Annotated in this window: 12 protein-coding genes and 1 pseudogene; all 13 read right to left on the bottom strand. The window is 31.6% G+C overall.

The window, feature by feature from the left end; translation table 11 throughout:
- Positions 1-12 precede the first annotated feature (12 nt).
- Positions 13-885, bottom strand: coding sequence for a glycoside hydrolase family 16 protein (locus tag GXK57_RS22015; RefSeq protein WP_243156490.1), 873 nt, complete (start codon positions 883-885; stop codon positions 13-15).
- Between the two features lie 219 nt (positions 886-1104).
- Positions 1105-1971 (bottom strand): carbohydrate ABC transporter permease, encoded by an 867-nt coding sequence (locus GXK57_RS22010; RefSeq protein ID WP_160680169.1) that lies wholly within the window; start codon positions 1969-1971, stop codon positions 1105-1107.
- Positions 1971-2945: a sugar ABC transporter permease gene (locus GXK57_RS22005; RefSeq protein WP_160680168.1), complete on the bottom strand. Its 975-nt coding sequence runs from the start codon at positions 2943-2945 to the stop codon at positions 1971-1973. The genes GXK57_RS22010 and GXK57_RS22005 overlap by 1 nt, the downstream gene beginning before the upstream one ends.
- A gap of 78 nt (positions 2946-3023) precedes the next feature.
- Positions 3024-4385: a sugar ABC transporter substrate-binding protein gene (locus tag GXK57_RS22000; RefSeq protein WP_160680167.1), complete on the bottom strand. Its 1362-nt coding sequence runs from the start codon at positions 4383-4385 to the stop codon at positions 3024-3026.
- 548 nt (positions 4386-4933) lie between these two features.
- A complete protein-coding gene (locus GXK57_RS21995) occupies positions 4934-6523 on the bottom strand; it encodes a response regulator (protein WP_243156489.1) in 1590 nt (529 codons plus the stop codon).
- 174 nt (positions 6524-6697) lie between these two features.
- A complete protein-coding gene (locus tag GXK57_RS21990) occupies positions 6698-7819 on the bottom strand; it encodes an RNA-guided endonuclease TnpB family protein (protein WP_160680165.1) in 1122 nt (373 codons plus the stop codon).
- Positions 7797-8422 (bottom strand): annotated as a pseudogene (locus GXK57_RS21985) (IS607 family transposase). The gene GXK57_RS21990 and the pseudogene GXK57_RS21985 overlap by 23 nt, the downstream one beginning before the upstream one ends.
- A 150-nt stretch (positions 8423-8572) precedes the next feature.
- Complete coding sequence (locus GXK57_RS21980; RefSeq protein ID WP_160680164.1) at positions 8573-10414, bottom strand: sensor histidine kinase; 1842 nt, start codon at positions 10412-10414, stop codon at positions 8573-8575.
- A 256-nt stretch (positions 10415-10670) separates the two neighbouring features.
- Positions 10671-12302 (bottom strand): extracellular solute-binding protein, encoded by a 1632-nt coding sequence (locus GXK57_RS21975; protein WP_160680163.1) that lies wholly within the window; start codon positions 12300-12302, stop codon positions 10671-10673.
- Positions 12303-13285: 983 nt separating this feature from the next.
- Complete coding sequence (locus GXK57_RS21965) at positions 13286-13576, bottom strand: hypothetical protein (protein WP_160680162.1); 291 nt, start codon at positions 13574-13576, stop codon at positions 13286-13288.
- 106 nt (positions 13577-13682) lie between these two features.
- Positions 13683-14021 (bottom strand): hypothetical protein, encoded by a 339-nt coding sequence (locus GXK57_RS21960; RefSeq protein ID WP_160680161.1) that lies wholly within the window; start codon positions 14019-14021, stop codon positions 13683-13685.
- A gap of 245 nt (positions 14022-14266) precedes the next feature.
- Entirely contained in the window at positions 14267-15022 is a 756-nt protein-coding gene (locus tag GXK57_RS21955; RefSeq protein WP_160680160.1) for a hypothetical protein, read from the bottom strand.
- A 114-nt stretch (positions 15023-15136) separates the two neighbouring features.
- Positions 15137-15694 (bottom strand): recombinase family protein, encoded by a 558-nt coding sequence (locus GXK57_RS21950; RefSeq protein WP_160680159.1) that lies wholly within the window; start codon positions 15692-15694, stop codon positions 15137-15139.
- Positions 15695-16142 lie beyond the last annotated feature (448 nt).

The raw sequence follows: 16142 nt of genomic DNA, 5'->3' as shown, positions 1-16142 counted from the left end.
TAAAAATTATAATTATTTCTTTATTCCAAGGTCATAAACTCTCACATAGTCAACTACCATAGATTGTGGGAAAATACTGTCATCAATGCCCTTTTGTCCACCCCAGCTGCCGCCAACTGCAATATTCAATATTAAGTGGAATGGTTTGTCATATGGCCATGACTTCCATTTTTCCTCTTTATCAGTTTTAGGATCATATTCTACAGAAAAATACTTATTATCATCTACAAAAAAGTCTATCCTATCAGGTCTCCACTCCATAGCATATACATGAAATTCAGTATCAACATTATCAACTTTTACTTGTGCAGTTTTCTGTGTATTTGCCTTCCAATAATATTTTAGTGAATGTGCCGTAGCATGTATTGTGCCATAATCAAAGCCAACATGCTCCATTATGTCTAACTCTCCGCTTTGTGGCCATGATCCATAAGCACTATCCTCGGGCATCATCCATATTGCTGGCCAAGTTCCTGTGCCTTTTGGCAATTTTGCCTTTATTTCAAATCTTCCATAGAGCCAGGATTGTTTAGTTAAAAGCCTTGCAGAAGTATATTCATTAAAGTTATATTTTTCTTTTTTTGCAGTAATTATCAGCTTTCCGTCCTGAACCTTAGCATTAGAAAGCTCATCAGTATAGCACTGCTTTTCTTCATTTCCCCAGCCAGATCCTCCAAGGTCATATCTCCATTTATCTTTATTTGGTGCTCCATTTTCATTGAAGTCGTCTTCAAATACTAACTTCATTTTCTCATTATTCGTTTTTCCAGCTTGCTTCATATTTGAGTCCTTTCTTTCACTTTTAATAATATTTATTCCAATAAAGGTTATTAAAGCTACGGTTAATATTATCCCTATACTTAAATATAGCCTTTTACTTTTCACAAATTAACACTCCTTATATCTTAAACATATACCTACATAAGATTATAGTATTCCTTATCTTGTCCGATAATCCCGTCTTCTGGGGATTATCGGACACTTATAACTTAATAACTGAGCTAGGAATATCTATTCTTCTTAGCAGATATAACACTTTAATTAACTACTCTAAGAAAAATAGGGATTTTATCTTAAACCCCTATTTTTATATAAATAAAATATTTATCCTTTAACTGCTCCTGCTGTCATACCGCTAATAAACTTCTTCTGAAGTGAGAAGAATATTATTAGAACTGGAATTGTAGTTACAACACTTGCTGCCATCATTAAATCATATCTATTTTGATAGTTACCAACATAAAGTCTTATTCCAACTGGAATTGTCTGAGTAGAAATATCTGTAGTCAGTACCCAAGCAAAAAGAAGTTCATCCCAAGCCATTAAGAAGATATATATACCTGTTGCAATAATACCTGTAGTAGAAATCGGTAATATTATCCTTATTAACGCTCCAAATCTTGAACATCCATCTATACGAGCTGCTTCTTCTAGCTCCTTTGGTATAGTTGCAAAAAAACCTCTAAGTATCCAAATACTAAATGGAATAAAGAATGCGGAATAAGTTATAATTACTCCTGGATAAGTATTTACTATTTTTATGCCAAAGTTTTCTTGAATCTTGATAAACATTATATATAGAGGTAGCAAAAACATCATACCTGGTATCATCTGGGTGGCAAGAACTGTCCCCCCGAATATACCGGAGCCAGGAAACTTATATTTTGCTACTGCATATCCAGCAAAAATTGCTAAACCTAAGGTAATTAAAGTAGTTACACCACAAATAATTAAACTGTTCTTAAGATATGCAAAGAAGTTTATATTTTGCCACATTTCAACATAGTTGTGCCAATGATTTGGCTTTCCTAGAGTACCTGTTGCTAGATCTCCTTGAGTCATTAATGAACTTAAGACCATCCAAAGTATTGGGAATATACTACATACTATTAATATAAATAATATAATATTCGCTGCTATATGCTTTACTTTCTTTTTTCTTCTAACGCTTTGTACGTAACTAATAGCCATTATTCATCCACCACCAAACTATCTCTAAATACTCTATACCATATTGCCACAAGTGAGAGAACACATATCATTACAACGATAGTAGCTGCTGCACCAGTACCAAAGTTCCAAGTCTGGAACGAGTTTCTCTGGATATTGGTCATTAGTAGATCTCCCCACTTACCTGGATATCCAGCACCATGTCCAAACATCATTGAAACAATATTATAAGAATATATATAATTAATTAGCCCAAATAACATTTGAATACCAATTACCGGTTTAAGTAATGGTAATGTAATATTTCTAAACTTTTGTATTCCATTCGCTCCATCTATTTCTGCTGCCTCATAAAAGTCATCAGATATATTTTGAAGCCCTGCTAAAAGCATTATCATTACAAGCGGAACATTTCTCCATATTGTAGGTATTATTATTGCTGCAAGTACATTGTGTCCAGTAAGCCAAAAAGGTTTAGTTGGAAGAATATGTAGCCAATCCACTAGTATTCTATTGATAATTCCTGTGTCTTGCTGCCACATAAATCCCCATAACATACCAACTACATAAGAAGGTACAACCCAAGGAGTTAATAATAAAGTTCTAGCTATTCCTCTAAACTTAAATTCTCTATTAACTACCATGGCTGATGCCAAGCCTAAAACTATAACTAATACACTGCAAAAAAATCCATATATACCTGTATTTCTAAGGGCTTCTAAGAATCCTGAACGCATGTTACTAGAGGTATCAAACAGAACCTTATTAAAATTATCAAAGCCAGCAAAAGGTGCGTTTAAAAATTGTTTCAATGTAAACTGGTTAAGCTTAAGCACTGAAAAATATAACCCTTGCATCATAGGTATAAGCTGTACTATTATCATAGCGATTACTGCTGGTGTTATAAGTAAATATGCAAATTTATTTTTTCGTATTTTTTGTATAATGCTGGGTCTAGCTGTTGTCACTGTATTGGGACTTTTTTCTATCTCCATATGTTTCCTCCTATAACCGCTTATATATATACGATATAAATTATACAGGGTTAACCCCTGTATAATTTAACTTAACTATTATTGTTGCTGACTAAGAACTGCATTAACATCATTAACTGTTGCATCTAGCTCTTTCTTATTCTTAGCAGGATCATATGCTCCATTAACACCCATTACATTGTCCCATACATTGGATAATCCTTTTTGTAATAATGACTCTGATGGAGCCCAACCTGGGATTGAAGGATATGATTTACCATATTGTAATTGTTGCTTGAATACAGATAACATAGGATCATCAGTTACAAATTTGTCATCAAATGATTTAGCATTAGCTGGCAAGTTACCGTGTTTCTTAGCATATGCTACCTGTGCATCAGCTGATGCAAGATAAGCTAAAAGCTTAGCAGCTTCTGGTTTATTCTTTGAAGATTTAAATATTGACAAATCACTTCCACCGAAGAATGCATATCTATCTTTTGGTCCTTTTGGAATTATAGCAACTCCAACTTTGCTAGGATCTAAAGATTTAGTGCTATCCTTTGCAAATTCATTTTTTATTGTTTGTGCAAGGTAAGCACCTGAGAAAATAGTTGCATATTCACCACTATTGAACAACGCTTCAACTTCAGATGAATTCTTTTCTAAAGCTGCCTTAGGCATTAAACCATCTGCAGCTAAACTTGCATAGTAATTAATTCCTTCTACTGCTTCAGGAGAATTTATAACTGCCTTACCGTCTTTAATGTATTCTCCACCTGCTCCCCATATCCACCATGAGAAGTTGTGAACAACATTCCAGTCGTTTTTACCTGGCATTCCAAGAGCAGCCATCTTCTTTCCGTTGATTTCCACTCCGTTTAATTTCTTTAATGCAGCCTTAAAGCTGTCCCATGTATCAAAATCCTTTTTAGGATCTACTCCTGCTTTTTCGCAAGCGTCTTTTCTATAATAAATAGCTCTAGTATCTATAAACCATGGAATTGCATATCTTTCTTTCTTACCTTCTATACCAGTTGTAGTTAGAGTAGCCTTTACAAAAGCATCGTCCCCTCCAAAATCCTTATAATATGGAGTTAAATCCTCTAATGCTCCCATTGCACTTACAGCTGAAACCCATGTATTACCTAGCTGAGTAATATCAGGTGCTTGTCCGCTAGTTGATGCTGCAGTGATTTTAGTCCAAGCTGAACCCCAGTCTAATACAGTAGGTGTAACCTTTATGTTTGGATTCTTGTCTAGGAAAGGCTTAATAATCTCCATGAAGTCCTTATCTGGAGTTCCACTATTAGGCATTATCCAAACGTTTAAATTAACCTTGTCCTTTGATGCACTTCCTGCATCAGCAGTTTTTGAAGTATCAGCAGAACCAGATCCGCATCCTATTAAACCTATAGAAAACATCCCCACTAGTACTGCTGAAAGCAATTTTTTTTTCATTTTATTTCCCCCCCTGATTTGTTTTTACAATATTTATGATATATTAAATGGCATTTTACTAAAATGGTACGAAATTACGATTGAGTACTAAAAAATTACTGAATTTAAACATTTACATGAAAATAATTATCAAGTTTATTACCTAAAAACTTATTTATTCCTAGACAAAAAAATCACTGAAGCAATTCTTCAGTGATTTTTTTGAGCATCTGCCTTTGCTAATATTTATAAGGAAACTCTGGCAGGCAATATACTTTAACTATTTACTTTTTATGCTAACTAGCTCTTCTATAACCTTCATATATTATAATTTATACATGCCCAATAATCCCAATAAACCGGCATTTTATAACAAGTATAATTTAAGTTTTCATAAGGGTTCCCTATATATAATAATATTTTGAAATTAATTGGTCATGAAGAAGATGCTATATGAGAGAGCTATTAGAATTAATATGAAAAAAATCATATTAATTCTTTGCGCAAGATCATCTAAGCATCGGATGACTGACCACTTAATTTCACTAAACTGCATATTATTTTTTCCATCACAAAATACACTTTTTATATTCCGCTGGATTGTATCCCGTATGCTTTTTAAAGAGTTTACTAAAATAAGCAGTTTCCCTATAGCCTAAAACCTCACTGACTTCATAGACTTTATAGTCATGCTTCTTTAATAATATCTTCGCTCTCTCCATCTTAGCCTTAGTTACATACTCCAAAAAGTTTTCTCCTGTTTGCTGTTTGAATATGGAACATAGATAGTTCTTGCTTATATTTAAGTAAGAAGCCATTGATGTTAATTTTATATCCTTATCTATATTACTTAGTACATATTCACAAGCCTTTTGAACTATATTATCATTCTGATTTAGGTTGTATTCCTTTATAGCCCCTATAAGCCCCATAATATTATCTGTGAGCTGCTTTTCAATATCCTCAAAGGTGTCAACACCCATAAATCCAACCTTTATCATTTGACTTAAATCATAAACATCCTCTAAGAAACTATATTTTTTCAGTACAGTATTATAAATATCATATATGACCTGCGTGAAAGCAATATTAATCTTGAACATATCAAAGTTTAATATTTGAGCTATTTCTTCAGTTAACTCCCTAAGCATATTTAGCGAATCTTCTTTACCTAAAATTATTGAGTCAATAAGTGCCTTTTCTTTTTCTACTGGGTAAACAAAATTCTCCTGCCTTTTTTCCTGCAACTCACTTATATGTATCATCCTATTTGTACCTAATACATATTTATATCTTAGTGCTTCTTTTGCATTTAAATAGCTTTTGTAAATACTGTATATCTGATTATAGGAATTGCCAATACCTACATTTATCTTAGTTTGTAATTCCTCATTTACTCTTCTAAATATATCTTTTAGACAGAATATAAATTTTTCATTAAACGCTTGTAGTTCAATATCTCTTTCAGTCTGTACTATAATAATCTTTTTTCCTAAGTCTTCGTCTAAAACATGAAAATGATCTATATCACTTTTCTTAAGCTCTTCTTCTATTATATTCCTAAATCTATCTTCTAAGTTATTCCACTGAGCATCATCATCTATGTCATCTTTGCCAACAACAATGTCATTTATTTCAAATATTGCCACCTGAATTTTACCTTTGATTAACGGTAGATTATACTGTGTAATATAATCATCAATCATAATCAAGTTTTTTCCTCTTAACAAATCGTAGAGTATTTTCTCTCCTGACATAATTTTGTTTATGCTGTATTCCTGCTCCTTCTTTTCTTTCATTTTAAGTTTTTCATACACTTTAATCAGTATGTTCTTAAGTTTTTCCGAATCTATTGGTTTTAATATATAATCAAAGGCTCCAAGTCTTATACCCTCCTGTGCATAGGAAAATTCATCATATCCACTTAACAGTAATACGAAAGTATCTAATTTCTTATCTCTTATAGTCCTTAGTAGTTCGATTCCATTTATTTTGTGCATCTTAATATCTGATACAATGAAATCTATACTATGTTCATCAAGTAGTTTCAATGCCTCTTCCCCATCTCGTGCCTCACAAACAATCTTAAACCCATATTCCTCCCAAGCTATTATTTTTTTCAATCCCATTCGGATAATTGGTTCATCGTCTACAATCATAACTGAATACACATTTATCCCGTTGCCAAAACCTTATAAAGCTTGTTTAATTCCCTGTTCAACGTGTCCGATTTTATATTTCAAAAGAATATACTACTTTCGTTTGATATAACACTCCAAGGGCGTAAATTCCCATACAACGCATGGTACATATTAGTAGTATCTTTTAAGTGGTTAAACTACTAATTTATATCGTGATAAATTTAAACTTGCATTATAATCTCTATCTACAACGCAGCCACATTCTTCACAGATATATGTCCTTTCAGATAATGAAATCTTTGGTTTTACATGACCACACTCACTACAGGTCTTTGACGATGGATACCATTTATCAGCTTCAACAAATTCAATTCCATTGAACTCACATTTATATTGAAGTTGTCTTTTAAACTCATGCAAACATTGTTTTGCTATTGCTTTTGATAAGTGTCTATTCTTCATCATACCCTTGATATTAAGTGTTTCCATAACAACTCTTGACGGCTTGGTTTTCACTATCTTACTCGTTGCTTGGTGACTATGATTACTTCTTATGTTTGCTAATTTTCTATGAAGTAATTTAATCTGCTTTTCGATCTTTATAATGTTGCTGGTTTTGGCAAACTCCCTCCCTTCTTTATTTAATTCATATTTTCTAGATACTTTACGTTGCAACCTACATAATTTCTTTTCCAACTTTTTAACTCTTTTGGTTTTATTAATATTTTTGAAAGTCATACCATTGGAGCATGTAGCTAAATCTTTCACTCCAACATCTATACCGATTGATTCATCAGTTAACTCCACCACTGGTTTTTCTTTTTCTATGCCTACGGCTATAAACCAATACTTACCATCAAAACTTACTCTTGGATTTGTGTATTTAACACCCATTGGTATTTGTTCCGCTGTTTTAATCCAGCCTACTTTTTCAATTAAAATCATATTAGATTTAATTTTCAACTTTATATTGTCATTATAGAATGATGGTTTAGACTTTTTTTTGCTTTTGAACCTTGGTCTATCTGCTAATCCTTTAAAAAATCTTTTAAAAGCTTCACAAGCGTCTTTTACAGATTGTTTTGCCACATTGTTAGATACCTCATTAAGCCATCTGAACTCTTCTGTTATCTTTAATTGAGTTATTTCTTTCCTTAACTCATTATCAGATATAAATTTCCTACCATTCTTATAATTTTCTTCTTGTCTTGCAAGTGTCCAATTATAAATAAATCGTGCAGTTCCAACAGATTGCCATAGCTTTTGTTCCTGCTCTATACTTGGAATAATTCTAACTTTCTTGGCCAGTATCATTCTCCAACAACTCCTTAATCATTTCCTTCGCTTTATTAGCTCTTTTACCTTGCAATCTACAACTAAAAACTGAAATAATTTGAATTAAATCTTCAACTAATTCCTGTTCCTCTGTCTTTTCAGTATTGTCTATGATTTCAATAGTTATTCCATATTTATTATATAGATTTTCTATAACTTCAAATACAAATCTCAACAATCTATATTTATATAGAATCATTATCTTTTTAACTTCTGAATTAGTTATCATATCTATTAATTGATTCAATCCCTTTTTATTGTAGTTAACTCCAATTACTATATAAATAATAACTTCAAGTTGATGACATTTGGCATACATATACGTTTTAACATTTTCAATTTGTCTTTCAAGGTCATCTTTTTGCTTGTGGGAACTAACTCTACAGTATCCAATTATTTTTTTGTTTAAGTTATTTTCTTGCTTTGACGCTAAAAAATGATTAAGTTGTTCTTGTGAATAATATCTTATCCATTTTGCTATGCTCTAATAGGTTTTAATGTTCCTATTTTATCCCAGCTTCTAAATGCTTTAGTTGTTTTACCAATAGTTTTATCAAATTCACTTATTGAATAGTACTTCAAAAGAATCAACTCTTAAAACTATTGCACTATATATTGTAATAATAGTATATGCTTTCATAATGTTTTCTAAAGTTTTATTTAATGCTTATCCCCCCCTAAAATCCTATATTAAAATTTTATCTTATACCCTAGTTCTCATAAATTAGCCTCCTATTTTTGCTGATTAGGAAGCTTTAGGATCATTCTTGTATAGTTATACTTTTGAGCTTCTATAACAATACCATACTGACTCCCATAAAAAAGTTTTATTCTATCATTAACATTCTTAAGTCCAACTCCAAAGTTTTTATTCACAGTTCCATCTATATGTTCTTGTAGTGCTTGTACTTGTTTTGTATCCATTCCTTTTCCTTCGTCCATGACACTTAAATATAGATAGTCTTCATCAGTATGAACAGATATATATATAATTCCATTCTCATCTCTTAGTTTTTCAGCAAGACCATGTTTAACTGCATTTTCCACTAATGGCTGAATAGTTAACTTTAATATCTCCCTATTAAGAAATTCCTCACCTATATCGACCTCTAAAACTATCTCAAAGTCATATCTTAAAGTCATTAAAGCTATGTAATTCTTAATGTGCTTTATTTCTTCACTTAAGGGCACAAATTCATTGTTCCATTTCATGTTATATCTCATCATATCTCCTAAAGAAGCCAAACAATCAGATACAATATAATTTTCTTCAACTAAAGCCATCATTCTTATATTCTCAAGGGTATTATACAGAAAGTGAGAGTCTATTTGAGTTTTTAATGCCTTTAACTCTGCTTCCTTAGTCATTACCTCTTTATTTATACTCTCTTTAATAAGCAAATCTATGGTCTTCATCATTTGTCTAAAGTTATGGGCAAGCACACCTACTTCATCAGTACCATATACTTCAATACTCGGCATCAAATCTCCACTTCTCACTTGCTTAACTGCATTAATAATTTTGTACAGCCTCTTAAGAATTTTCTTGGTTGAGTAATGAATAACAACAGATAATATTATAAGCAAAAATGAAGATCCCCAAATCAGTACAAGTCTAGAGTCCTTCACCCCCTGTAAGATATTGTTGGTGGATATTACGCTTAATAAGTAATTATCTGGTATTGGAGACTCTTTGTACAATACAATATAATCCTCTTTTCCTTGGCTATAGGTTATTTGTCCCTTTTCATATACTAACTTATCTTTTATAGCTTCCTTAAACTTTTTCATATCAAAGCTAGTGTTTTTTAATAATAAACTATTATCATCTGTTTTTATGTCCATATTATCTTTATTTATAAAAAATATCTGCCCACTTTTCATGATATTTTCTTGAAACATCTTTGGAAAAAAGTCCTTAGACCGCATTGTTACTCTGCTAATTCCTAAATACTTATTATGTTGATACTCAACATCCTTATTTAGAGATACCACAAGATCCTTTGACTCATCATTATATGCAGAATTAATTTTTATATCATTATCATAATGATTGATATTCCAATATTCAGAGCCATTTTTTTCAAGAGTCTTTCTATACCAATCATTATGGCTAATCCTATCAACTCTATAAAACGTAGGCCACAACTCACTTGTCTTTGAGTTATCGGTGAATATATTGATTTGTTTTATTGTAGGATTACTATTTTGCAGGCTTATTACCTGTCTATAGGTTCTATCCTTGAAATCTATTAAATTTCTCACATTTTGCATATTATCAGACTGCAGATATTCAAGTACTTCACTATTTACCTCCATAGAATTAACTATGTTTCTCATTATATAAACATTTTTTTCAACGCTATCATATTCATTATTGAGATCATAATTAGCTCTATTTATAGTATCCTGTTTAGCATTTTTAGAAAGTGAGGCAAATGTATAAAAAGAAAAAATTATTATAGGCACTCCAATTATAAGTATATATGTTATGATTAACCGCTTCATTAGAGTACTATTAGTAAATACGCTTACAACCTTTTTTTTCAAAAATACTATCCCTTTATCTATCATTTATCTTGCTCCTACTTATATAGTTCTTCTACGTATATTTAATTTATATCTGTTTTAAAAGCCAAGCTTTTGACTATTTGCAGCATGTATAAAATAATAATTAGGCTCTGTTAAAGCACTGTTTGAAATTACCCAGTCAGTCATCCGATGCTTAGATGAGCTTACTCAAAGAATTAATATAGCATCTCCTTCATAACCACTTAATTTCAACAATATTATTAAACATAGCCAATAATTAAAGTTAGTAATGCTACGATCATTTCACTAAATTTAATTTTTTCTTGTTTTCTTCATATCTTCTCTGCTTATATTCTTGTATCTTGTCCCATCCATTCTCACTTCTATATGTATTAAATTCCTTTAATATACTATCAAACTCACTATCGCTCCCAGCAATAAGCAAGTCCTTTAATGTGCTTTGCCACTTACTATTAATTCTGTATAAATTCATTCCTTCCTCAGTACTTCCATATGGACTAATATCATCGAATAAGGAGTAATTATAGGTTTTTCCACTTGCCCAATCACTTATTTCCTTAATTGGCTCAGCATTAGGCGGTGTCCATTTTTCTTGTAAGTTATCATCCGCCAGCATCCAATAAGTATTAGCTGCACCATACTTGTTGTCAAATGCTATTCTATCCTTATTTAGTAAGTCTAAAACCTCAGGCTTAAACTGTTCCTTTCCATTCACTTCATCCCATGTAAGACCTTTAACACCTAGGTATAAGTCCCTATTTCCTTCTTCACTGATCAAGTAACTTAAAAAACGTATAGCTCTCTGTGGATCCTTACAGGTCTTTGAAATCAATGTAACTGTCCAACCTGAAATACTATCTCCAGACAATTTAGGTTGTTCAAGTTTAGAGTTGGCAGGACCATCCACCGCCATATATATTTGATTTTTATTTTTAGAATATAGTTTTAACTGCTGTGCAGCCATATCAGAGCTTTGATATAATAGAGCAAAATATCTTCCTTCCGTAACGTTTTCTTCCATTTGTGCTCTCTTATCTATAAATATATCTTTCGATAATAATCCTCTTTCATTAGCTTCTCTTAAAGTTTTTAACCATCTAATATATTCTGGATCCATCTCCCTATCATATATCTTTCCATCCTTCTCCCAAGGTATTGCTAAAAAATTGAGCAAAATGGTTCCTAGTGAAAGGTTGCCATAATCAGTAAACTCATGAAAGCCTATTGGAATTAATTCCTGTCCATTTACCATGGGAAATAGTTTCTTAGCTTTTTCAAGTGCATTTAAGAAACCTTCAGGGGTTCTCATATCAGGTTTTCCAATAGCTTCGTAAATATCTTTTCTAACTAAAAAAGTCTGATTAGAGGGCTTTTCCTCTCTCCAACTTTCATCAGTTACAGTACTAGAAAAATTAGGATAACAATATACATGCCCGTCATCTTGCTTATACCAGTCAAGCTTTTCTTTATCTGCCACCTTTGTAAAGTACATATCATATTTATCTGCCAATTTATCAAGGGGTAAAGCTAATCCACTCTGTATAACTCTCTTATATCCATCATCCCCAGCACTTAAAGTAATAAAGTCTGGCAGCTTTCCAGTGTCAATCATAGCATTTAATTTTTCTGTCTCATCCCCGCTTGGAATCATAAAATTTAAATTAACCCCAGTTTTCTTTGTAACATATTTTGATACAGGGTTAGTTCCCCATTTAGTTGTAAACCACGAAAAGTCAATATACCAATCAAATGTTATAGGTGTTGTATCTGCTTTCCACCCTTGTCCATCTGAGTCCTTGCTAATTACTTTATCCGTCTTTTTACCAACAGTATTACATACCACAAAAAAAGCAACTGCCAATACAAGCCCTATAAAACCTATAAAAACCTTTTCATTGAACCTCTTCATAAGTCTCCCCCTTTTTTATGCACAATACTTTTACTTACCCAATATACACCATACTTGAGAACTTTACTGAACTACAAACCGCCATTCTGAACAATATTTGTATAGCGTTTTGTACATTAAACCTTATGTAAATTTTCATATATATTACTTATTATATATGCTATGGAAAAGTCCTTCAACCTTCCAGCAATTAGAAGAAACTTGAGGCATATTACTACTAAACTTTTTCTTAATATTTTGCACTGTTAAAGCACTGTGCTGAAATTAAATAGTCAGTGATCCGATACTTAGATGAGCTTGCACAAAGAATTAAAATGATTTTGTCATATTCCACTGCTAAAACTGCAAACTCACTACGTTCCAACATACAGTTTTACTCTTTATTTAGCCATTCACTTTCTATAAGTCTTATGTATCTTAATCTCAACAACGTTACGAATGCTATTCAAATAAAGAGTAAAAAGAGAGAATATATTAGGTTATTGTTATTCAATTCATATAACATTTATCGTAATATTTTACATCATTATCAGAATTCTTTATATAGTACAAAATTAATATTTACTATGAAAATATTCCACTAATAAATAGCTTTGAGCTAATTACTATTTAATTTATGTTTGGTAGCGAAAAAAAGTCATTTCAAGAACCTTCTTACAAAAAAGTGTCTACGACATTCTTATAAACTAAGAAATATCGTAGACACTTATAATTAGCATTTTTATTGATTTCTAAAGGATTTTTCTATTCCCACTCAATAGTTGCTGGTGGTTTAGAAGTTATATCATAAATAGTTTATACTAACTCTCTCACTGCCCTTAACCCTTGAATTTGCAGTAAGTTAGCAGTAAGGTGGTTTATATGTATTTGCTATAGTAGGTTTTGATTACCTTGTAACTACAATAATTTTATCATAAATAAAGAATAAGATACAATAGACTTCTTAATATAACTAAATTATTTTTAATTCCGTATATTGTTAACTAATCAATATACGTTATTATACCTTTTCCAAGTACCTTGCCACCAACATTAAGTTTAAACTCATAGTTATTCTTAAGTCTTTGTTTTATTTCTTCAAACTCATTACCATATGGCAACTGAATCAAAACTTCATGCCATTGTTCTATTGTTAAAGGTTCATATGCTATAATCCGTGACATTATTAAGTCCCCATCCATATTAAATGAAGGCATCATACCAGACCACCCGTCTCCTATCATGACACCACCATTTTCTTTAAACAGATATATTTTAGCTATAAACTCTAACACAATTAACCACCACTTATCTTTATTTCATATTTTTTACTGTTGAGACGTAGCAAAAGAAATTTACTCACCAAATTAATAATATCAGAATATTGACCATTATTTTTAACTATTCTTCTTCATCAATCATATACTCTGAATGTGCTGGTATCATACATTCATTAATCCAAGTATCCAAATCTTTAAATACGGTTGTTCTAGGATATTTCGGATTAATCTTTTCCATTACAGAATTAGAATAGGTTAAGTGTACTACTACATATTCAAACTCCGAATCATACACTCTAAATAAAAAATCATCACAGTCATATCTTCTTCCTATTGCTGAAACTTTTCTACCATACAATATATGAAGTATTCCAACTTCGTGGTAAAGTTCCTTTTCAAAAGAGTCTGATTTTGTGCAAAGTGAATCCCAAGGTTCTAGCCACTTAATTTCATCCAACATAAATTACTCCAAATATCTATAATTAATTAGTAATCATATTTTACAATTACAACCTAATTTAATTGTATAACATTGGGTTAATTTTGTATATGAGTAGGATATATTTCAACACTATTCTCAGCTATAACCTTATGTTAATATATCCTAACAATTGAACTAGATCCTCGACATAAACATTATTAAAATGTGTGTAGATCTTCGTGTTCCGTTAACTTGGTATTTGGACTATTCTCCCCTTTTCCTAATTAGAAGCAATACTTCTCTACACTTGTATTAATCTCCTCGCTAGAAAGTTCGTCTGCTGAAATACCTACTCTTTCAACATTGAATCCAAATTTCTTTCCAAACTTTCTTATATCGGAAGCTTGTTTCTCTTCATTTGATTTGAAGAATACTGATGTATAAACTTCTTCTCTGATCTCTGTTGCAGCTTTAAAATTTACTTCTTGTTTATCCGTTAAATCTTCCATGTACGGAAGTATTGTCCATGACCCCATTGAACCTTTAGTTATCTCTAATGGGAACTTCTTTAAATGCTTTTCCATCTTAGTAATAGCTTGATAAAAGTTGTTCCCTGCTTTGTTCCTTCTACCCTCTTCTAAGTTGATTCCCATTGATAGGATGATGTCCTCACCAGTGTTAATATCCTTCATTCCAAAGAACACATAGTCTTGTCTTTTTAAAGCATTGATTTTGTTAAGAACCTTCTTGTTCTCTTCATCCTTACTGCCTTTTTCTTTGTCATAGTCATTCCATAATTCTTTAACCACTGCATCATAAAGTGTTTTCTCACCTTTTTCTACAACTGTTGGAAGTATTACAGGGGAGTTGATTACTGAATCATACACACTAACGATTTGCTTTAAGTAGAACTCCTTTATTGAAGGGATTCCTACTATAAGGCTTTCTCCCTCTTTTAAGAATCTTAAAGCAGTTTCTTTCTTTTCCCCACCATTATTGTTGTTGCTTCCATTGTTCATTTCTAAAATACCTTTACTCATTTTTACATTCCACCTTTTTATCATCTTTTAAGGGGATTTATATAACCCTTATGATTTGATAACAAGCTGATTAAACGGAATGGGACAACTACAAAATATAAAAGAACTACAAACCTACTGTTCATAGTCCTTCACCAATTTATAGAATGTATTTCGTTTAAGTCCCAGTAATTCCATAGCTTTGTTACCAGTAATTTTTCTTTGTTTCATTTGGTTATAAACCTCTTCCCAGTTAGAAGGATAACCTATTTCCTTTCTACCCTTATACTTACCGTCAGCCTTAGCTAATGCTATGCCTTCCCTTTGTCGTTCTAAAAGGTTCGTACGTTCAAATTCATTTATAGCACCTATCATAGTAAGCATCAACTTACCAGTTGGTGTAGAGGTGTCAATGTTCTCTTTGTTGCTAACTAGGTTAATACCCTTGGCTTGAAGTACCTCTATCAGTTCTAACAAGTCTTTTGTACTTCTAGCAAGTCTACTAAAATCATGTATGTATATTGTATCTCCTTCTCTAGCGAAGTCTAACATAGCTTGTAACTGAGGTCTGTTTGTATCTTTAGCTGATACCTTTTCCTTGAACCACTTTTCAATATTGTGTTTAGCCAATGCTTCAACTTGTCTAGCATCATTCTGTTCAACGGTGCTTACCCTTACATATCCTATATTCATATCTATGACAACTCCTTTGGTATAACTTACTTGATGTATACAGTATACCATTTTGTTTGTTTGAAATCTATAATCTTAACAAACACTTATTTATTAATCGATAAAACAATTTCAAACAAACACATTTGCATTACTTTAAGGTATTTATTATGAGTGTAATTCTAATAAACAGTTTAACACTATCCAACATCATACGATTCAAATGTATTTTAAATGAGTAGGACGTGGGGGTGATTTAAAAATTTATCCTCTTTGAGTGGTGGTGTTAGCATCAATGAACTTTACGATTTTCAATTTAGTTTTTTTTATTTTTCCGTATTTAGTTTAGGCTTTCCGTTAATTGGCTTCACTCTATATATTAGCTAACTCAATTTTTTAAGATTGAAATTAATTTGTAAATGTTAATATGAAAGTGCATAAAAGTTCCAACATCAAAATGTAGGAATTT

The organism is Clostridium sp. C8-1-8, from assembly GCF_009928445.1.
Taxonomy (GTDB): domain Bacteria; phylum Bacillota; class Clostridia; order Clostridiales; family Clostridiaceae; genus Clostridium_AR.
The sequence above is the reverse complement of the archived record's forward strand: the minus strand, read 5'-3'. Positions and strand labels throughout refer to the sequence as shown.